Origin of the sequence: Bacillus sp. J14TS2 (assembly GCF_018333015.1) — a bacterium.
Lineage (GTDB): Bacteria > Bacillota > Bacilli > Bacillales > Bacillaceae_C > Lederbergia.
The window spans coordinates 14,273-35,528 of the sequence record NZ_BORE01000003.1 but is presented as its reverse complement, the minus strand read 5'-3'; the positions used below and the strand labels follow the sequence as shown (position 1 = coordinate 35,528).

Sequence of the window (21,256 nt, the reverse complement as noted above, 5' to 3'; positions counted from 1 at the left end):
TTTCCGTTTTATGGTAACAATCATATGCATCAGTTATTTATTAAATAATTGGAGGATTAGCTCGTTACATATTCTTGAAATGATAGATTGTAGTGCCTTGAAATACTGAGGAGAATGGTGTTTAGCCCTAGTTTATTGAATTTATAAACGAGGCTGGGACAAAAGTGTTTTCACCAAAGAAAAAACCGAACTAATATGATGCATATCCCCGCTCCGGAAATATACTTCGCTTTCCGCGGGCGGCTGGTGAGCTTCCTCGTGCTACGCACTCCGGGATCTCACCGATGCCTTTCCTCCCGCTGGAGTCTACATATATTTCCTCCGCTAAGGTAATACATTGTTCAGTTTTATAACTCGATTTTTTAGTTTTGTCCCAGCCTCGTATTTTTAGTTTGGTTCCTTTTAATCATCTTACTAAAACACCACGACTCCAATAATTCCCGCAAAAATGATAACCACAGTTGGATGGATTTTAAAATATGCCAAGGCAACTAAAGAAGCGATGAAAATTAGGAACAAGGTCACCATATGCCATGATATCTGTAATCCGATCACACCATTTGATATTGCAAAATGGATAGCTGCATAGATAATTAGGCTCGTCACAATAGGGCGCAATCCATAGAAAGCAGATTGGACCCACTTGTTTTGATTTAATTTATAAAAAAATAGCGCAATGATTAGAACAATTAGCACGGAAGGCAGAGTAATCGCAATAGAAGAGACAATTGCACCTGGCAATCCTGCAACCTGATAACCAACTGCAGTGGCGCTATTGGAGGCAATCGATCCTGGTGTCATGCCTGCAAGTGCCACAATATCTGTATATTCCGCGGTTGTCAGCCATCCCCTGCTTGTAACCTCTGTTCCAATCACTGGAATCATCGCATAACCGCCACCAAATGAAACTGCACCAATTACAAGAAAAACAAGAAATAATTCTAGTAACACCATATTCTTTCTCCCCTTATGAGCTCATTTTTTCATTATGTTTTTTAATAGGGGGTCTATTATCATGACGAGGACGCATATGGAGTACTTCCTTAATCTTTACGATTAGAATACCCAGTAAGGCACCACTAACAATGACAAGGATCGGATGCCAATGAAAAACAAGCATCATCACAACCATGAAAACCATTAAAATAAAAGTTGGTGCATCTAGAATAGACGTCTTTGCAATTTTAATCGCCGCATAAGCAATTAAGGCCACAACCGCTGCTCGAATTCCTTGAAAAGCTGCGTCAACATGTGGGTTCCCCTTTATCGAAAGAAAAATTAAATTTAATAGCATCACAATTAGAAAGGTTGGCAAAAGCACACCGATCATCGCAACAATTGCCCCAAGCACTCCAGCAATTTTATGTCCAATAAAAGTCGCCGCATTTACTGCAATTGCTCCAGGAGCCGTCCCTGCAAGTGCAAACATATCGGAGACTTCTTCCATTTTCACCCATTTTCTTTTATCAACCACTTCACGTTCAATCATGGGAATCATCGCATAACCGCCGCCAAATGTAATCGGCCCTATTTTAAGAAAAGTCCAAAATAATTGTAAAAGTAATCTCCAATTCTTCAAATTTCTCCCAGCTTTCTGTATTTCTCGTATGTTATCTATATTGTAACATACTTTATACCAAAATGGACTAAAGTGGTTAAAAAATAAAAAGTAAGACACATTAATCCTACTTTTTAAAAATAATGATGTTCGTTCATTCAAAAAAATGGTCAAATACTTGGATAGCTGCGCCAATGCTTGTGGCATTTTCACCATGTACTCCTTTACGAATCGTGATGCCATTAAGGCGAGAACCAATATGCTTTTGTATGGATTGAAAAACTTTATCATAGTACTTTGCATCATGGTACATTAATGTCCCGTGTAATACCACGGTGTCCGGGTGTAATACCTGGATCATATTAGCAATTCCAATACCGTAATAATGAGCGGATTCCATGATGATTTCTCTCACTAATGCTTCTTTACTGTTGAACAAATCATCGATTGTTGAAGGTCTCCCTTTAGATGCCAAACGGTTCAGCATTGCTTCGAAAGAAACATAAGCTTTTAAACACCCTTTACTTCCACAAGTGCAGTCCCTGCCATCTGCTTCAATGATAATATGTTCATAGGAAGTGGCATCCCCTTGCTCCTGATTAAATAAGCGGCCTTCTTGAATATAGCCACAACGAATACCATAACCGCTGATGCAATATAAAATATTTTCTTCATGATCATTGCGGATATAATATTCTGCTAAGGCCCCCGTATTGGCCCCATTATTTAAGATAACAGGAACCGAAAACCTTTTATGTAAAATTTCTCCAATCTGGACATCCTTCCAACCTTCAGCTGGAAAGGATTCAGGATTCAGTATGACACCATTTTCTCGATCAATCGGTCCGACAGCGCCAATCCCAATTCCTAATAGAGAGAAAATTTGGTGACGGTTCATAAGGGAATCAATCATATCGATAATACTTGCAATTGTCACTTGAGGAGTATGTTGCTTCAAGAATGGAAAACGATCCTTATCTATAATTTCAAAATGAAGGTTTAGGAGCATCACCCTCACATCTGTACGAGCAATTTCTACGCCGATCAAATAGCCTGCATTTGGAACGCTTTCATATAATATTGGCGGCCTTCCCCCTGTTGGTTGTCCAAATCCCGCTTGGTGAATTAAATTCCGATCTGTCAATTCCGCCAACATCCGCGTCATCGTTGTATTCGGGACATGAAATTCCTTTAGTAACTCAGCCTTTGATGTTCTTCCTTGTCTATGAATATACTTATACAGAAGCTTTTTAAATTGATTTTTTTCACTTTTATCGCTTAAAAAATCCCGCATCTCCCTTTCCCCTCCTGCTCCTCATCTAAAACCGTGTAAACCCATTCACTTTATATGCTATTAACATGATAGTACTTTATATTTGAGGAGTGTCAAGTTTTACTTATACATTTGTATATTCAATTTTATAAGGAGTTCCCTCAACACAACGAACCTTCAGAATCTGTGCTTGCTCAAACACATTCTCTGAAGGTTCATTTTTAAATATTCACAGCAAAGTTAGTTTACGTCTCCTACGCATCGGAAACCGATATTTCCAGTGGAGCTGTCAGGGGTGTTAGAGCTCCTGGCGGCGACTCTATAACGATTACAATAGGACTTGTGACAAAGGTACGAACCGCCACGCATGGACTTATTGGTCCCTGTAGTGGGGCCTGTGGGATTATGTGTAATAGAATCTAAATGATATTGGGGGCTAAACCAATCGTTACACCATTCCCATACATTCCCAACTATATTATATAATCCATAACCATTAGGAGAAAAGCTATTCACTGGGCAAGTCCCGATATATCCATCTGCTTTGGTGTTTTTCACAGGAAATTTCCCTTGCCAGATATTACATTGATGCTTGCCATTGAGGATTAGCTCATCCCCCCATGGATATTTCTTTTGAGTGAGTCCACCACGGGCCGCGTATTCCCATTCCGCCTCTGTTGGCAGTCGTTTTCCGCTCCATTTGCAGTAGGCTTCCGCATCATTCCATGAAATATGGGAAACAGGGTGATTCATTCGGTCTTGAATAGTTGAATCTGCTCCCTCTGGATGCCGCCAGTAAGCCCCTTCTACAGGAACCCACCATGGAACTCCTACAGGCCGTTGAGATATTTGCTGTAACGTTTCTTCTGATAAAAATAAATGAAAAACGAATGACCAGCCAAATTGCTCAGCCTCTGTCACATACCCCGTCTCATCTACAAATTGTTCAAACTGCTCATTTGTTACAGCATATTGGTCCATATAAAATGGATCAAGCTGAACCTTTCTTATCGGCCCTTCACCATCAGCCGGAAAACCTTCTTTATCTTCCGTCCCCATTAAAAATTCTCCACCCTCAATAAGGACCATATTTTCTTTAGAAAAGTCAATTTTTTCTTTTATCTCCGTATTGGTCGAATGTACTTTTTCACCATTACGGTCTTGGACTTGACAACAGGATTTCATCCCCTGCACCTCCAACCAATAGATTTAATTTACAGCGCTATCAAAATAGTATTCTGATTTATTATAACATGATTTAATAGACTGCAAAGTAATCATCTCTACTAAATATCTTAAAATTTATCTTTTCACAATAATTTCAATACACCAGCAGTCTCGCTTTATTGCCATTTTTTTATAGACATGATTTACAAACTTATCCATCATAATTCACAATATAATGATGCTCCTCAGTGTTATAATACCCTACACTGTATTCAATCAGATTTCCTTGATCATCAAATGAATAGCGCATTCTCTTTAATAAAGAAGTTCCTTTTTCTACACCTAAATGTTTCTCCACATATTCTGGGGCAGGGGCAACAGCAAATTGATCTTGGAATTTAGTTAAATACATCCCTCGTTCTGTAATAAGTTGATATAGAGAATGATCATAAACCTCGGATAGTTCCAGTTTCTTAAGTTGATTCGATAAGTAATGGCTAAAATGAATATAAGGAGCACCGTCTAGCTGGTATAGCCGCTCAATATAAAGACATGAATCCCCTAATTGTTTTGCAATCTCTTGCTCCTGAAGATTGTGTTCAAGCTCTGTTTTTAATACTTTTTTATGAATTTTATAGCCTTCTTCAACTAGAAATTCTGTAAATCGTTTGCCAGTTGATAATTTGGATGCTAATGTGTTTCGAATCACTTTGGTGCCCTTCCCACTTTTCTTTTCAAGATATCCCTCTTGAACAAGCTCTTCGATTGCTTTGCGGATCGTAATTTTACTTACAGCAAATTCATTTTCCAATTCCGTTTCCGAGGGAATGTTCATTTGCTTCGGGTAAACACCATGTAAGATTCGATCTCTCATAGTATCACGTATTTGTAAATATAACGGTCCCTTTTTCCGGGATATATTCACGGATGAAAACACGACCTTTCCTTCTACTTATGCTCTAGTATCCACCAATCCTTTAACAATTGCTAATAACTCACGAACATCTGCAATTTTTGTTTCGCCTGTATTTTTATCGATAATGGAAGAATACACATGCGGAATGACAATCGGAACATCGGCTTCAAGCGCAATCCGCAAAATCGCTGCAAAATTCGCTTTGTCAATTCCCCCCGTAGGCTCTAATGCAAATTGTTCTTCTCCACACGCTTTGGCGACAGCACGATATTCTTCCTCACAACTTAATCCTTTCATCGGAAAATATTTCAAAGCATTCCCGCCCATGTCACGAACAAGTGCAATCGCTGCTTTAACGGGTACAATCGCATTTTCTACCGCCTCACCACTAATCGGTCCAGTTGAAATATTGACATAGCCAACTTTTCCAGTCGGAGAAACCAAACTATTAATCCAGCTATCTTTCTCACCAAGATTCGCTCGAGTCGCACCCACACTTGGAAAGACTTGATTAATATGTGTCCCGGGATAATGCTTGGCAATTTCAGCCACAACAGTGGATTGGCGGCTATCACCAGCACCTAGACCAATGGAGACAGCATCTTCAATTTCTTCCCCGTATTTTTTCATTGCCGTTACCGCTTCTTCAACACTTGAATAGTCTTTGGAGAGCACTCCAATCAGCGCATATCCTTCTGCCGCTGTAAAAATTTCTTGCGCATTTCCTACACTATTTGCAAGGACATTTAATCCTACGCGTCCTTTATAGAGTCGTTTTGTCATATTGGTCATATTATTTCCCTCCTATAATAGTACGTAATTGCTGCTCGATTACATCAATATCATCACCCTGCAAAGGACGTGGATCAATATCAAAGAAGCCTTGTTTCACACCATAATCCCGCGTATAAATCGCGATCTCTCCTTCTTTCAGAGCAATGTTTACTTCGTCCGCACTTTTGTTTGTTTGTTTTTCATCAATATGAATACGAGCACGAAAGATTGCTCTTCCCGCTTCATCTTGAACAATTGTCACATTGACTCCATCTATTTCGGTCAAAGGCATTAATACTTGTAAAACTTCTCTTTCTTGTTCACTTGTATCTTTCTTCTCCCCATATTCATCTAAGGCTTGCAGTAAGCCAAAGCTCGCTTCTTTTCCCACTTTCATACTGCGCCCAATACAATGTAATTGTACTTTCAGCCATTCAATATATTCTCTTCTTCCTCCCACGATTCCTGAAGTTGGTCCTTCTATTGCCTTAGAGCCACTATAAATCGCAAGGTCAGAATAGCGAATATATTTCTGTAAATCTTCCTCTGCCGCAGCATCGACAATCAGTGGAATTTGATTTCGCTGGGCCACTTCCCATGCTTCCTCAACAGAGATCATATTTTTCTGAACGGCATGATGGGATTTTACATAGAGGATAGCCGCTGTGTGTTCTCCGATTGCCGATTCAATATGTTCAGCTTTCCCCTCATTGGCATAGCCTACTTCCATAAGCTTTCCTCCACCTAAATAAACCATTGTTTCAACAGGTGCTCCATATTGAACATTATGGCCTTTTAACATAATCACTTCATTTTGATCGATCGGATCTTGATGGAGTCGTTCACTTTTCCGGCGATTGCCTTTCGTGACGAGTGCTGCAACAGAAAGTGCGATCCCACTGGATGCAGAATTGACAATTACAGCTGCCTCTGAACCCAGGATATCAGCAATATAATCACCGGCTTTATTTACTAAATCATCGATTTCTACATAGTTTTGTCCACCTTTTTTCATTGCCTCCATAACGGTATCAGTTGGTGCAGAAACGCCAAGAATACTCATTCTTCCACTTGCATTAATAACGCGTTTTAAACCATATTTAACATTTAATGAATTCGTCACGTATTACCACTCCTTTTGCATTGATTTTCTTTTCACCAATACGTTTTTCTCCTTGGGAATCTATCAATTCTATTGATCCGTCCTCGACTGTAAAAATGGTCAAGTTAGCCGTATCCCCTACTTGGATTCGCCCCAGCTCTGGTCTCTTTAACCAATCGGCCGCATGACTTGTTACAGCCGCAACTACCTCTTCTAGTGTATAGCCCAAATAAAGAAATTTAGATAATATATGGGCCATACTAAAAACAGGACCATTGATTCGATTTCCCCGATAGATATCCGTGCTAATCGTATTCAAACCGATATGATGACGCTTCGCAGTCTCTGCCACATTAAAGGAAAAACTAGCTGTTCCATGGCCGACATCAAGATGGATACCACGTTGGATAGCATCCAAAAATTCAGGAAGTGGCTCTCCATTTTCATAAAAAAGATTATTCGACTTTCCGTTCAAATAATGAGTAAGCACATCTCCCTTTTTTAAAAGGGCGAGCACCTCTTCAATTTTTGGTGGAGCAGATCCGATATGAACCATCAATGGCAGAGATGTTTCGCTTGATAGCTGCCTAGCAATATGGAGAGGTTCTATCCCGCTCGCGCCCACAACACTACTACTGATACGTGCCTTTAATCCAACAATCTTATCCACATACTGCTGAACGGCTTGCATCACTTTATCATGATCAATCCATTCAAGCCGGGATAGCTCGTCTACCCTCTCTAAGCCAATCCTAGATATATTTAAGAAGGCAAGTAAGTTTGTCTTATTTCTTTCACCATCAGCCAATAAATCGGCAATGCGAGCTGCCCCACAACTCCCCGCATCGACGATCGTTGTCACGCCTTGCTTAACCCCGATTTCATCAATCTGATCCCCATATGGATCAAATTCTGGGAAAGCATGGACATGTAAATCAATCCAGCCACTAGACACATAATGCCCTGTTAGATCGATGACCTTGTCGCCTTGTCCTTTCCCTGGTGCAGTTACTTGGGAAATTTTTCCTCCCCGTAAAACGATATCTCCTTCTTCTTCATTCACAAATTTAAGATTTTGTAATACGAGCTGCCGTTCCAAAAAAATCCCTCCTCTACCTAAACCTTTCATAACATTATAATGTTATTATAGCAAAAAAGCTGTCTAGCGTAAAAAATCTAGACAGCCTTTAAATGAAATTACCTACTTTAAATTTTAATTTGCACTTTTAATAAATCCGGCTCACGTGGACCTTCCAAAAATGAGATCGTTTCATCCAACGAAATCGTTTTAGAAACAAGTGGTTGGACATCAATCCGCTTTTCCTTCAACCAGTTAAAAGCAGGGATAAACGTATGATTAATCGCCATTGTCCCAATTAGGGTCCAGTCTTTATGATAGAGATCAAATGGGTTCACCTTTATCGTGGCATCTGCCGGCGTCACACCAAATTGCAGATATTTGCCAACAGGTCCTGTAAAGGGAATAGCCTGCTCAATAACAGCTGGAATCCCTGTCGCATCGACAACAATATCAAATCCCCTTGGCTGCAATTCTCGGACCTGATCAAGCTCTTCACTTGTAAATGTATGGGTTGCCCCCCATTCTTTCGCCATTTTTAGCTTTTCCTCAGATAAATCTACAACAGCAAGCATGGATGCTCCGGCTGCTTTCAATGATTGAATGAGTTGTTGACCCATTGCACCTGCACCAAATAGTAAAACCTGATCTCCTACCTTTAACTGGAGGCGATGCATAGCATAGACAACACAAGCAAGTGGTTCGATAAAAGCCCCTTCCTCAAAAGTCATCTCATCTGGCAATCGTACCAGGTTTTCATAGGGGACCTTTACATATTCAGACATACTGCCATTGACTGTATTTCCCAGAGCTCCCCAATTTTCACAGTGATTGCCTCTATTTGTTAAACAATAAGAACATTTTCCACAAAACAGCGATGGATCTGCCGCTACTCTTTCTCCAATTGAAAATCCAGGTACATCTTCTCCAACCTCATGAATAATCCCTGAAAACTCATGCCCCGGTATAATCGGGTATGGGGATAAAAATTCTCCCTTATAAATATGTACATCCGTGCCACAAATCCCAACCTGCTTTACTTCGATCGTAACTTCTCCTCGGCCAGGTTTGGGATAAGGAACATCCTTGATTACAGCTTGTCCCGGCTTCTCAATGACTAATGCCTTCATTTTTTTCACCTCATTATTTTTGATCAGTTCATCTTCAAGATACTTACACTCTTTATTCTTGAAAAAAAGCGATTCTTCCTGCTTAATTTCAAAATATGTTTCCTAATCAAAGTGAAAGACCCTAAAAAGTGAAACAGCTAGCTTTTTAGGATCAATAACACTCATAAGAAGATTGCTATTTCACTCTTCCGTAACATAATCAGGTAGTGAATGAAGATTCTTCGGCAAATCAACCAAATACAAATTTCCATAACCATTTTTATCGCTTGTGAAGAGTAGCTTATTACCATCTGGACTAAATCGAGGATGGGCATGGACCTTTTGTACATGAAAACTACAACGGTGTTCACATAACACTTTAGGATTCGTAAATTTCCCGTTCACTTGACTCCATACAATTAGTTTATTCAGTGGGGACCTGCCATCGACAACGATTTTGGAAAAATCATTAGATTGGGCATGCCAATTACGAAAAGGAAATTCCACTTCTTTCATTTGCTGATTATCATAGCTTATTTTACCAAAAAAAGCCGTTCCATTGGCCCGAAATCCATGATAACCAATCGTTTCCCCATCTGTATGCCAATATTCATGGCCCACCATTTCCCTCTCTTCTTTTCGTTCACGAATTTTCCATACTTCGCCTGTCTCCATGTCCAATCCCCAAATACGATGGTCGACCAACTGCCATGGTCCTTCATGGCAAAAAGTGATGAGGTTCTTTTTTGTTGGAGAAGTATTGATATGTGTAATAAAGTTCTCTTCCTCAAAAACGACTTTAGCTTTTTGATCCACAATAGATATCTGCAGTATTTGTGATTTGGGTTTGGCTTCCATTAGTTCACGATGACCGATATAACCATTCTTCAGATCGATTTGAATCTGATTTGAAAAATCCTCCCTCATACATGTAATCAAATATTTCCCATCTGCTGTACAATTAAGATTTCCACCAATCAGATCTTCTGGTCCTTCGTAGATCATTTTTTCTTCCAATGTCTGGAGATCAATCTCCATTATCTTATTTTTCCTGCGAAAATAAGCCTTCGTCTCATTAGGATGTAAACAAGCAGACATATCATAAGTAGTGTCATAATCGGTTAGTTGTATCATCTTTCCAGTCTGTAAATCGATCTGAAATAAATTGGTTTTATTCTCTCGATCTGAGCAAAACAATAACTTTTGTCCATCTTCATACCAACCATTCTCTGTAAAATATAAATGATGACTATGCCCTAAGTAATCTGTTAATTGTGTGATCTGGACACCGGTAAATCGATCTTTATATTGCGACCATTCGGGTGACCAGATTTTTCCCTTTCCCATTTCTTAGCCTCCTATGGAAATTTCTTTTTTATCATTTTCATACAAACATAGTCTATAGAGTAATCTCTCGTTCTTTCACTTTCCGCTGGCCACTTCCTCTTACTGGTGCTTGCTCAATCGTCGGATGTTCAGATTCGACTTCTGCAATCCGGCGTAGTAGACGCTCTCTTAATTTGCTTGTTACCTCTTGATGTGATTTGAATCCAATCAGATTCGTTAATTCATAAGGATCTGCTTCTAAGTCATAAAGAAACTCTTCAACATAATGATCGGATTGAGCATCACACACGGGATCTTTTGTTGGATCAGAGACACTATATTTCCACTTTTTCGTACGGATCGCCCTTCCTACCTGTGCCTCACTAATCTGGATAAAGACTTCCTCCTGCCATTTTTCGTTATATCCGCGAACAAGAGGTAAAATCGAATGTCCCATCATTTCTTCGGGAACTTCCAATCCAGCTGCGTCGATTAAAGTTGGAGGGAAATCTATTAAGCTGACCAATTCCTGCTTTTGTCCTCCTTGATGGAATCCGGGCCCGGTAATCGCTGTTGGAATACGAATGGAACTTTCATGACAAGAACGCTTATATTCCTTATTCCTTGTTTTAAAATGACAGCCATGATCTGAAGTAAATAAGATAATCGTATTTTCATATAAATGAAGACTTTTCAATGCATCCATTAGTCTCCCGAATGCTTCATCTAAACGTTTTACCATTCCATAATACCCAGCTAAATGCTGAGGAGCCGTACCACCAAGGGCAGCAAGATCAGGCGGTATCCACTTCGATGTATATCTTTCGCGATATCCGTCAGGAGCTGGATAATCATCAATATTATTTTGGTGATGTGGTTCAAGATAAGAAATAAAAAGAAAAAACGGATTATTTTTATGTTGATCAATATAACGAATAGCCGCATCTGTCAGCGCGTCAACTCGATAACCTGGCAACTCTACAGGTTCACAATCATTGTTATAAAGAGTAGTTTGATAAGCTTCAGATGTGTGTTCCAGAGCATTCGAAGCTAACCAATAATCATATCCTCCCCTTCTCGCTTCACTCACTGGTTCCTCAGCAGCAAGATGCCATTTACCGATATAGCCTGTTTGATAACCAGCCTTCTTAAATTGCTGAGCTAATGTTGCTGTATCAGGAGGTAAAGGGACCCCATTGTGATAACATCCTGTTTGTGTTGGATAACGTCCAGACTGAAAGGCAGAACGAGCGGGTCCACAAACAGGCTGGCAGGTAAAGCTATTATAAAGATGTGTTCCTTCCTGAGCCATCTGATCAAAGTTAGGTGTTAGATCAAGCGGATTGCCATGAACACCTGTTGTATCCCATCGTTGCTGATCTGTGAAAAACACGACGACATTTGGTCGATTATTTCTTTGTTTGCCCAATTGTTTCACTTCCTTTATCGAAATTCCTCGCTTTTACCAATCGTACATCTTTCAGTGTATGTGTCTCGTCATCAAAGTATTTGCCTTCTAATAGGCCAACAAGTGTATTCGTCACTTTCACTTCAATCACATTTTCTCCTTCTGACAGAATACTTGTTTTCCCCTCCCATCTGTATGGTGACCATGCTTTGATTCCAAGTGAATGACCATTTACCACGACTTCGGCACATTCATGGAAATACTCAAACTCGGAAAATTGCAATGCAAAGTCAGCTGTTGCTGGAAGGCTATTAAGATGAATTTTTCTTTGGAAATGCACTTTACCCGCATAATAAGGTAATCCTCTATATGGTCCAATTAGCGTGGGGGAGTTTCTAGGTAATTCTGTCAAGATTGGCTGGAGAGCATTAGTAAACTCAACACCAAAGTCTCCTTTTATATAAAGTGGGTCGACAACTCCCTGCCAATCATGATGAATCTTTCCTTTTATTTCGATTGTATTTATCCCCTTTTTAATCAACAAGCAAATATCGCAAACAGCATTATGATGATCGTAAACAAATTCTCGCTGGAAACGATCCTGCTCCAGAAGGGATCCATTAATAAAAATAGCCAATTCCCCTTGAATTGCATGAGTATCCATTACCAATGAACAGTATGAAGGAAACTCCTCGACTTCAAAGGTAGACTGATAGCAAATATCGATTGGATAAGCCATCTTTACCTTCATTGGTGTTCCAAATGTTTGCTTAAACTGTACCGGTAATGCTTGTTTTTCAGCTAAGTCCTCACATTGATCAATAAATGTCTTTGCCTGAATAGGATAATGAGCTATTCCTTGTTCGGGCAAATGGAGAGTAAATTCCGCCAATCTAAGCATATTCTCCTGTAGTGGGCTCACAATCCAATCATCAGTAGCATTTATTTCCAAAATATCCGATCTATTCTTAACGAACGAGTTTTCGATTGCTACCTTGTTTTGCATCTGAATAACATAAGATTGATACGGAGAAAATTCCAAATCTACTTTCCAATGATCTTCCATCCATTTAACCGGTATTTGTTCACTTTGCCCGGTTTCCAGATTTAATTTTGAAAAGCTACTATAATTGCGTTTGACTAAGAGTTCGGCTTGATGCGTATCTCCTTCTTGATTACTTATAAATATCATTTCTGATTCATCGTCAAATTGGCGGTGCTGCAATAAAAAGCACTTCGCATCATTTTGTACCTTGAACTGGACATCAGTTTGTAAAGATGAATCAAGAATTTTAAATAAAGCCTGTATTCTTTTTTGTAAAGATTGATTCACTGTGCAAGGAATGAAGAAGGCATTGTTCTCGCCCTTCGTGTAATAGCTGAGCAGATCTGTCTCCTCCCCATTCCAAAAGTTGATGATTGCTTTAGGTGCTAGTCCAAAGGTTTGCTTAATTTCCGCAAACATCTCTTCATCCCCATCAATATTTTCATAAGGAAGAAGCCCGTTAGCAATCACCACTCCACCTTCATCGATAAATCGCTTGATTTTCCTCCAAGCATTCGCTTCCAAATTTGAAATGGGCGGAATGACTAAAACCTTATATCTCGCTTTTCCAATCACCATCTCTCCATTAGAAATCTCTGCTCTCGCAAGTAGTTCTGGATCAAGATGATCATAATCCTTATAATGGGTCGTTAATTCAATACACAGGTCTGCCCAATGACTCTTCAAGTTTTCAAGTTGCTCTTTTTCCGTTTCATCCTTTCCTGTATACGCAAAGGATGAAAATGGATTTCCCATATGTGTCCACAAGCTTGTGGTTGGGTCTAGCACAGCAATTGAGCGTACGGGAGTTCCTTCACTCATAAGATAACTCATTCTTGCTGTATAATCTCCTAGCATTCGATAATGCTGCCAATATGGGTTTTGTAAAAATTGAGACGGCGGTGCATCATGTTTCACCATCGCATCCAATGTATAAAAGAAGGCATGGAAATTAAAAAAGTTAACCCCAAATGCAGCTAAACGATCAATCATCCATTTCGCATCCTGTAATGTCATTGACCAGCCGACACTATGGAAGCTTTCAATCAATGCTCGGTCCCTTCCAAGCTGCAGACTTAGAGAACTAATCATTTTAGGATTCGCTCGTAAACTATAAAAATAGCGCTTTAAAATCCAGTCTAGTGATCGCCCTAGCTTTTCATGAGCACTATCGCCACCTGGGATATGGCTATAAGTTTGCGTTGCCATCCTGACAGACGGAACTTCCGCCACATATTCTAAGTCGTACTGTTCACACCAATCATGTACTTGCTTATGATAGGCTTCCCTGAAAAGAAGATGGTTGGCTTGAAAATAGTGATAGCGGATTTTCGGGGCTAAATCTCCATCTTGATAAAGAAGTAAATATAAATAATCCCGAATATCATAGCCATATTTTTCCTGTATAAATGAGACAAAACGCGGGGACCAAGGATAACGGCCTAACAAATGAATTTCATCAGTAAACATTCCTTTTATTGTTTTTCCAAAGTGCTTTTTCAATTTCTGTGCGTAGCGCTCATGAGTCAATTCTATAAAAGTTGTCATGGCCTCATGATGACAAGGATCTACAAAAGTCCCATAATATTTAAAATCATTGATTTCTCCTTCAAGAAAACAATGGATTTCCCACTCTCCACTAGGAGCAGTCCAATTCAACATTTTCTTGGGATTATAGGTAAAAAAGCGCTTTTGATTATAAGCCGTGAGCCCTGTTTTTTGGTAGACTGGCTCCACCTGTATATTTCCGATATATTCTTTCAGATCGATCGCCTCATGCCAAATAGGAGCTTTTGTCTGAGGATCTATTGGCACTGCCTTAGCAAACAACACTTTTCCCCACGGCAATTCGACTTCAGCTTTTTTCCCGCCTCCTATTTTCTCCACAACATGTTGCAGAACAGACTGCTTAGCATCCGGATGTTCCAATGTCACTTCCCCGCCAGCCATTCCACTTGGATACGGATATTCATCATATAACCAAACATCCAGATGATATTTAGCCGCTACTTCAACGGCATATTCCACTTTTTGAAACCATTCATCAGATAAATAAGGCACACTCATCCCCTGCCTAGCACATAAGAAAAAGCCCGTCACTCGTTTTTCTGCCATCTCTGTTATTTGCTTTTCAATTTCCGAATCCGTTATTTCGCCATTCCAGAACCAGAATGGGTGAATTCCATATTGGGGATCAGGATTTTGAAAAGTTGCCATATCTAGCATTTTGTCACCTCAAATGTTTTATCGTATCTTATTCCTCTTCTCCATCGCCAATAATTCACATTGAAATCAGTTTGGATCACTTACTCCTACGAAATAAAACTCCCCTTTCTCTGATTTACTTTTCTGAATTCACTAGGCGTTACCCCTTCGCTTTTTTTGAAAAGTCGGTTAAAATAGCTTGGCTTATATCCAATATGATCGGCAATTTGATTGATCTTAGCATCCGTTTTAATAAGAAGCTCTTTTGCTTTCATAAGCCGGATATTAGTAAGAAAATCGATAAAGTTCCAGCCGGATACTTCCTTAAATACACGACTTAAAATAGTCGGATGCAAATGAACCTGATCTGCACAATAGTCTAGGGAAATATCTTTCATATAATTCTCTTGCATAAAATGAACAACTTTTTCTACTACTATCCTCATTCTTTGATCTTGCTTTTCTGAGAGTTCTTGAATGACCACTCGTACAACCTTTTCTTCAAACCATCGTCCCATCTCAACGGGATCATTTAATTCAAAAAGCTGCTTATAAAGCTGAATACCTTTATTCATAATACTTTCATCCATTAATCCAGCCTGTAAGGCAATCTGATGAATACTACTCAAAAGTTGAAGAGCACTTTGTTTCATCATTGCCGTACTGACGTTTTTCTCAGATAATGTTTGGAAAAATAGTCTTGATCGCTTAATGGCATCCTCTTCATTTCTCAGCCTGATAGCTTGTGTAATCTCTTTTTCTATATCAAATGGAAATTCAACCGGATTTTGATGTAAAAACAATTGATCCATTTTCTCAATCTCAATAATTTGATTATAATCTTTCCATTTGCGAAGACTTAGGGAGTTTTTGGTTTCTTCGAAAATAGGGTGAATCTCTTTGATTGCATTCGTCATCCTACTAATTCCGATCACGACATCCATATGACAAATTTCATTTATGGATGTGATCATCGACTTACTGAGCTGATGAATTTTTTCTTCAGCCTCCTCCTTTGCTTCTGCTTGTGGGATCGTAATAAATAACCCAAGAGAGAGATCGTGAAAATTAATGATTTGTCCAGAAACATCCACTTGGTGCATTAACTCTTTTGTTACGTTTCCAGCTAAAAAGGTAACAAGTCCCTCGTCTCCCTTTAGAAACTTTCCTTGTAACTTAGATAAGCCAAATAATTGTACAAAAAGCAGCAAGTACTTTTGCTCTTTTTTCCAACCAAAATGGTGAAAACGCTCCTGTAATTCCTTTTCTGTAAATGGAAATAAATAGCCTTGAAAAAGCTGCATTAAAAGACCTTCTCTCAAATCAGGCAGTTGTCTTTCCAAACGACTTCGCAAATCTTCACTCTCACTCGAAAGATGATTCCACTGATTTTCAATAAAATCAAACTCATTTTTCGTTGTATTTCCCCCATCATTTATTTTTTTTAGCAACGTTTCAATCGGAATATATAATTTCTTAGAGGCAAATAAAGAAAGGAAAATAGCTACCAATAATAAGGTTGAACAGAGAATAATGAATAGTTTCGATATAAATACAACTGGTGCTGTAATCGTTGTGAGCGGCGCTATCGAAACATAGTACCATTGATCACCAAGCCTGGAAAATGAATCATAGGTTACGGTATATTCCATCTTGTTCAAATGGAATAAAAATGGTTCCTTTTTTCCCGATCTTTCTTGTATTTCGTTATAAATAGCCTTTTCCAACTTGCTTGGCTTCACTTGATTAGGATTAGCAAAAATCCAATGGTTTTGGTTACTTAATAGAAAAACTGACCCCGCTTCATATGGAGATTTAAGTAGTTCAGCTAGCTTATCCTTATCCATGTATACTAGGATGGATCCGTAAGAAGTGAATCTTGTATTTGTTATATTATGAACTAACCCAAGTGGTGCATATCGTTCTTTGTAATCCTGCTCCACTTCCAATAGGTTTGGACTCCAAAATAAGCTATTATCACGAGATAGAAATTGGCGATAGGCAGATAATTTTGAATCATTTATAAAACGATAACCACTTTTTGAGAAAACAATTGGTTCCTCTTGATCGATGAATAACTCAACATGCCCGATAAATGGATTGGAATTCTCAATGTATAGGAGTGTTTTATATATTTGCCGTACTTTCTTATAATCATTCTTTAAATCTATCTGTTCATAGTCTTCACCAAAGTTAACATCTGTAGCCCAATTAGCGAGTAGAAATTCCACATAGGAGAACTGCTCTTGGATAGAATCAATCGTTTTATATAGATGATTTTGATGAACTGTCTGTAATTCTTTTTCCATCTGTGATTTACTTACGAAAAATAATATTACACCGATTAGAATGCCTGGAAGACTTGTGATCAAGAGGAATAAAATTAAGTTTCTTCGGTAGTGACCGTTAAATTGCAAACAATAGCTTGCAAACCTTTTACCAAATACATTTCTCAATTATTCCACCTCTTATTGTAAGCACTTTCAAATATATTACCATACTTTCAAGGAATATTTTAGAGGCGTTTTCCGACCATTTAAAAATCTCCATCGCTACACTTGCAAGTTTTTCAAAAAAAGTCTTGAAGCTGAGACAAAAGTGTTTTCACACAAGACAAAACCGAACTACTAGGTTCATATACCCCGCTACGGAATTATACTTCGCATTTTAGTTAAGTCCCAGCCTCAAGATTGAGTATATTAACTTTCCCTAGCTTGATAGGATTCATTAATCTCTTCTGTCAGTGTTTTCATATCAGCATCATCCTTTAACTGTTCTACTAAATCATCCCATGCAGTAATAGGTTCTTTGCCTAAAATGATTTTCGTTTTTAGATCTTGAACTTTCTTTCTAAACTCTGGCAAGTACGTGTTGCCTTTTTCTGAATAAAGCCCCATCCCAATATTTGGGACACTGGTTTTCGCTCTTTCGTCTTGGATTTCTTCATATAATTTCTGGGCATCCTCAGGGAAAGTCGGTTTCGTTGAGCTGGCATATGGATCGGAAACATAGACAATTTGATTAAAGTCGCCAACTGCATCCTTCTCCATTTTTTCTGTATCAATGACAACTTCGCCATCCTCCACCTGATGATGGATTCCCTCAATGCCCTGTTTATGCAAGATAAAGACATCATCTTCCATCCAACGATCAATCATCGCTAATATTTCTTTCATTTTCTCCTCAGGTACAGATTTTGGAATGACATTTCCACCAGCAAACCCTGGACCTTGCGGATTAAAGCCATTTATATTTGTAATTGGCAAAAGATCCGTGAACTTCAACTCTGGTTCGATTTGGATAATTTGTTCATAATAATCTTGCAATGCCCCAGCTTTCTCATTGATTATTCCTGCTTTTCCTGCTTTAAACATATCCTTCGCTTGACTATTCTGCAAAGATGCAAAATCCTCTGCTAGTAGTCCATCCTTATAAGCATTCGCTAAATATTCAAGCGCATCACGGGTTTCAGGAAGAAACACTGTATGAGTCAATTGACCATTCCCTTCTTTCCACTCCCCATTCACACCTGTAAAGATTCCTTTAAAGTTCCCCATTGCTCCCATATTTTCATCGCCAATCTCGCCAATAAAGCCAAAAGTGTCATCCTTGCCATTATTATCAGGATCTTTTTCTTTAAAAGCCTTCATTACTTTGTATAGCTCATCAGTATTCGTTGGCACTTCCATATCAACGCGATCTAACCAATCTTTCCGAATAATAAAGAAGGTTTCTCCTTCAGCAGGTCTTGGTCGCGGGATAACATAATTTGCCCCATTCATTTTGGTTAAATCCCAGGCAATCTCTTCAATTCCATTTTTGATATTGGGATAATCGTCAATATAAGGTGACAAATCCCAAAAGGCTCCTTGATCTGCTGCCTGTCTGAAAACAGGAGTAAATGGATCTGGGACTAACATCAATTCCGGCAGTTCTCCTGATGCCAATGTAACATTGAATCGGTCTCCATAATTATTTGCTGACACCCAATCAATCTCTAATTTTGTATTGGTTGCTTTTTCGATTTCTTCTTTAATTGGAGAATCCTTACCTGGGGGTGTTGCGCTAAAGAAATGACTCATGATATGCACTTCAGTCGGTTCATCGCTTCCATTAGTATTTTCTCCATCTTCTTCCTTCTTAGTTGATGCTTTTTCTTCTCCGCTACTACAAGCTGTCAAAAAAAGTAAGAGTAGAACACTAATCAGTATAAATCCCTTTTTCACCATTTTTCTCCCCCATTTACATTATTTTTTTAATAAAAACAACCTCGAAACTGAGCGTTATTCTTTGATTGATCCAATCATCACCCCCTTCGCAAAATGCTTTTGTAAGAATGGATAGACAAGTAGAATCGGCACAATCGCAATCACGACGGCAGCCATTTTCAAGGTTTCAGAGGGAGGTGGTTTAATGAGTGGATCCACATCCCCTAAACTACTGCCTGACGCGTCAATTAACATATTCTGCAATAAAACCTGAATGGGCCATTTACTTGCATCATTCAAATACAACAGGGCATTAAAGTATTGATTCCAATAGGCCACAGCAAAGAATAAACCAAAGGCTGCAATGGATGGCAAGGACAGTGGAAGTATAATTTTCACCCATGCGGTAATATCATTACATCCATCAATGGTCGCTGCTTCAACTAAAGAATCAGGGATACTGTCATAAAATCCTTTCATCAAAATAACAAACCAACCATTGGAAAGGGAAACAAGGATGACAGACCAAAGGCTATTGAGTAAACCTAGTTCTTTAACAAGTAAATAATTAGGAATAATACCGGGACTAAATAAAATCGTAAATAGTATTAATAGTAAGAGAACTCTTCTCCCTTTAAACTTCTTACGCGATAAAGCATAAGCGAGAGAAGAAGTGATGAGTAAACTACAAAAAGTCCCCACTATCGTTAAAAATGTACTCACACCAAGTGATTGTACAAAAGCATCTGCTGATAATAGATATTTATAGGAAGCCAATGACCATTTCTCTGGAAATAACACGAAAGTTTTTTGCAGATATTCTGTTGGTTCTGTAAAAGAAACGACAAATACATAATAAATCGGAAAAAGCGTGATCACCGCAATGATGCCCAAAATAAAAATATTAAAGACATTAAAAACCCGATTTCCAATACTCACTTTCATCCCCCATCACCCCTATCTAATAAATTCCTTCCTCACCAAACTTTTTGGACATTCGATTAGCAATGACGACTAAGATAAGTCCTACAAATGATTTAAATAGGCCGACTGCTGTGCTATAACTAAATTGTCCTTGTTGAATCCCTACGCGATACACATATGTATCGAATACTTCGGCAACTTCTGAAACAGCGCCATTATACATAAGGAACACTTGCTCAAAGCCAACCTCCATGATATCTCCAAGACGTAAAATCAATAAAATTACAATCACGTTGCGAATGGCGGGTAAAGTTACATGCCAAATCTGGCGGAATCGATTGGCCCCATCTATCCTTGCTGCTTCATACAGATCTGTATTAACACCAGCGATGGCTGCTAAAAAGATAATTGTACCCCAGCCACATTCCTTCCAAATCGATTGACCTGTTAATAAAAACCAAAAAGTATTGGGATTTGTTAAAAAATCAAATTTTTCAAATCCAAAATAGTCAAATAAAAGATTAACCACACCTCCAGATTTGGATAAAAGCATAAAGGATAAGCTTGCGATGATCACCCATGATAAAAAATGGGGAAGATAAATAATTGATTGAACCACACGTTTATAACTCTGACTTCTTAGCTCGTTTAACAATAGAGAAAGTATAATGGGCAGTGGAAAGAAAAAAATCAAATTTAAAAAGCTAATCGCTAATGTATTTCGCAAAATCATCAAGAAATCGGAATGTGTAAATAATCTTGCAAAGTGTTTCCAGCCAACCCAAGGACTATCTGCATATCCTAAAAAAGGCGAAAAGTCTTTAAAAGCAATCGTGATCCCCCACATAGGCAAATACTTAAACATTAAAAAATAGATTATACCGGGCAATGCTAATAAATATAGATACCGGTCCCTAACCATATGTCTTCCAAACCTTCTAATCTTCAATTGAAAATTTTCTTTTTCTCTGTATACGTTTTCATTTATTGCTTTTTGCATCGGAATCTTACTAGCCAATATTACCTCACTCCTTTCCATTCCTTTAAAATGAAACAAGTACCATTTTCATATTTTTAAACTACTCGTTTCGTTGATTTCCCGCAATAGGACTCTTTTTACCTAGACAAATAAGGGAATAGCACTTTTTTTATATAATTGATTT

16 protein-coding genes are annotated in these 21,256 nt (G+C 38.6%); all 16 read right to left on the bottom strand.

Annotation, left to right across the window (positions count from 1 at the left end; genetic code table 11):
- Positions 1-414 precede the first annotated feature (414 nt).
- Positions 415-954: a chromate transporter gene (locus KI375_RS05120; RefSeq protein ID WP_212972463.1), complete on the bottom strand. Its 540-nt coding sequence runs from the start codon at positions 952-954 to the stop codon at positions 415-417.
- 13 nt (positions 955-967) lie between these two features.
- Positions 968-1,579: a chromate transporter gene (locus tag KI375_RS05115; RefSeq protein WP_244852300.1), complete on the bottom strand. Its 612-nt coding sequence runs from the start codon at positions 1,577-1,579 to the stop codon at positions 968-970.
- A gap of 133 nt (positions 1,580-1,712) precedes the next feature.
- Positions 1,713-2,852: an ROK family transcriptional regulator gene (locus KI375_RS05110; RefSeq protein ID WP_212972462.1), complete on the bottom strand. Its 1,140-nt coding sequence runs from the start codon at positions 2,850-2,852 to the stop codon at positions 1,713-1,715.
- A 219-nt stretch (positions 2,853-3,071) separates the two neighbouring features.
- The gene (locus tag KI375_RS05105; protein WP_212972461.1) at positions 3,072-4,016 is read right to left on the bottom strand and encodes a formylglycine-generating enzyme family protein; all 945 of its coding nucleotides are present in this window, start codon (positions 4,014-4,016) and stop codon (positions 3,072-3,074) included.
- Positions 4,017-4,209: 193 nt separating this feature from the next.
- A complete protein-coding gene (locus KI375_RS05100) occupies positions 4,210-4,935 on the bottom strand; it encodes a GntR family transcriptional regulator (protein ID WP_212972460.1) in 726 nt (241 codons plus the stop codon).
- Positions 4,936-4,950: 15 nt separating this feature from the next.
- A complete protein-coding gene (gene dagF / locus KI375_RS05095) occupies positions 4,951-5,706 on the bottom strand; it encodes a 2-dehydro-3-deoxy-phosphogluconate aldolase (protein ID WP_212972459.1) in 756 nt (251 codons plus the stop codon).
- 1 nt (position 5,707) lies between these two features.
- Positions 5,708-6,811: a DgaE family pyridoxal phosphate-dependent ammonia lyase gene (locus KI375_RS05090; RefSeq protein ID WP_212972458.1), complete on the bottom strand. Its 1,104-nt coding sequence runs from the start codon at positions 6,809-6,811 to the stop codon at positions 5,708-5,710.
- Entirely contained in the window at positions 6,789-7,919 is a 1,131-nt protein-coding gene (locus KI375_RS05085) for an amidohydrolase/deacetylase family metallohydrolase (protein WP_374706804.1), read from the bottom strand. Before KI375_RS05085 ends, KI375_RS05090 begins: the two co-directional genes overlap by 23 nt.
- 77 nt (positions 7,920-7,996) lie before the next feature.
- Complete coding sequence (locus KI375_RS05080; protein WP_212972456.1) at positions 7,997-8,998, bottom strand: zinc-dependent alcohol dehydrogenase family protein; 1,002 nt, start codon at positions 8,996-8,998, stop codon at positions 7,997-7,999.
- A gap of 180 nt (positions 8,999-9,178) precedes the next feature.
- On the bottom strand, positions 9,179-10,324 hold the full coding sequence (locus tag KI375_RS05075; RefSeq protein ID WP_212972455.1) for an oligogalacturonate lyase family protein: 1,146 nt from the start codon (positions 10,322-10,324) through the stop codon (positions 9,179-9,181).
- Between the two features lie 52 nt (positions 10,325-10,376).
- Positions 10,377-11,741: a sulfatase family protein gene (locus tag KI375_RS05070; protein ID WP_374706803.1), complete on the bottom strand. Its 1,365-nt coding sequence runs from the start codon at positions 11,739-11,741 to the stop codon at positions 10,377-10,379.
- Positions 11,713-14,982: a glycosyl hydrolase gene (locus KI375_RS05065; protein ID WP_212972453.1), complete on the bottom strand. Its 3,270-nt coding sequence runs from the start codon at positions 14,980-14,982 to the stop codon at positions 11,713-11,715. The genes KI375_RS05070 and KI375_RS05065 overlap by 29 nt, the downstream gene beginning before the upstream one ends.
- An 86-nt stretch (positions 14,983-15,068) precedes the next feature.
- On the bottom strand, positions 15,069-17,417 hold the full coding sequence (locus KI375_RS05060) for a helix-turn-helix transcriptional regulator (RefSeq protein ID WP_212972452.1): 2,349 nt from the start codon (positions 17,415-17,417) through the stop codon (positions 15,069-15,071).
- A 243-nt stretch (positions 17,418-17,660) separates the two neighbouring features.
- Positions 17,661-19,190, bottom strand: a complete 1,530-nt coding sequence (locus tag KI375_RS05055; RefSeq protein ID WP_212972451.1) for an extracellular solute-binding protein — start codon at positions 19,188-19,190, stop codon at positions 17,661-17,663.
- Positions 19,191-19,244: 54 nt separating this feature from the next.
- Positions 19,245-20,114 (bottom strand): carbohydrate ABC transporter permease, encoded by an 870-nt coding sequence (locus tag KI375_RS05050; protein WP_212972450.1) that lies wholly within the window; start codon positions 20,112-20,114, stop codon positions 19,245-19,247.
- Between the two features lie 16 nt (positions 20,115-20,130).
- Complete coding sequence (locus tag KI375_RS05045; protein WP_212972778.1) at positions 20,131-21,093, bottom strand: ABC transporter permease; 963 nt, start codon at positions 21,091-21,093, stop codon at positions 20,131-20,133.
- Between the last annotated feature and the right edge of the window lie 163 nt (positions 21,094-21,256).

Bases quoted from the DNA above. Each gene is read 5' to 3' on its own strand.
- KI375_RS05120 (WP_212972463.1), bottom strand. From the start codon at position 954: ATGGTGTTACTAGAATTATTTCTTGTTTTTCTTGTAATTGGTGCAGTT.
- KI375_RS05110 (WP_212972462.1), bottom strand. From the start codon at position 2,852: ATGCGGGATTTTTTAAGCGATAAAAGTGAAAAAAATCAATTTAAAAAG.
- KI375_RS05105 (WP_212972461.1), bottom strand. From the start codon at position 4,016: ATGAAATCCTGTTGTCAAGTCCAAGACCGTAATGGTGAAAAAGTACAT.
- dagF (WP_212972459.1), bottom strand. From the start codon at position 5,706: ATGACCAATATGACAAAACGACTCTATAAAGGACGCGTAGGATTAAAT.
- KI375_RS05085 (WP_374706804.1), bottom strand. From the start codon at position 7,919: ATGAAAGGTTTAGGTAGAGGAGGGATTTTTTTGGAACGGCAGCTCGTA.
- KI375_RS05080 (WP_212972456.1), bottom strand. From the start codon at position 8,998: ATGAAGGCATTAGTCATTGAGAAGCCGGGACAAGCTGTAATCAAGGAT.
- KI375_RS05075 (WP_212972455.1), bottom strand. From the start codon at position 10,324: ATGGGAAAGGGAAAAATCTGGTCACCCGAATGGTCGCAATATAAAGAT.
- KI375_RS05065 (WP_212972453.1), bottom strand. From the start codon at position 14,982: ATGCTAGATATGGCAACTTTTCAAAATCCTGATCCCCAATATGGAATT.
- KI375_RS05055 (WP_212972451.1), bottom strand. From the start codon at position 19,190: ATGGTGAAAAAGGGATTTATACTGATTAGTGTTCTACTCTTACTTTTT.
- KI375_RS05050 (WP_212972450.1), bottom strand. From the start codon at position 20,114: ATGAAAGTGAGTATTGGAAATCGGGTTTTTAATGTCTTTAATATTTTT.
- KI375_RS05045 (WP_212972778.1), bottom strand. From the start codon at position 21,093: ATGCAAAAAGCAATAAATGAAAACGTATACAGAGAAAAAGAAAATTTT.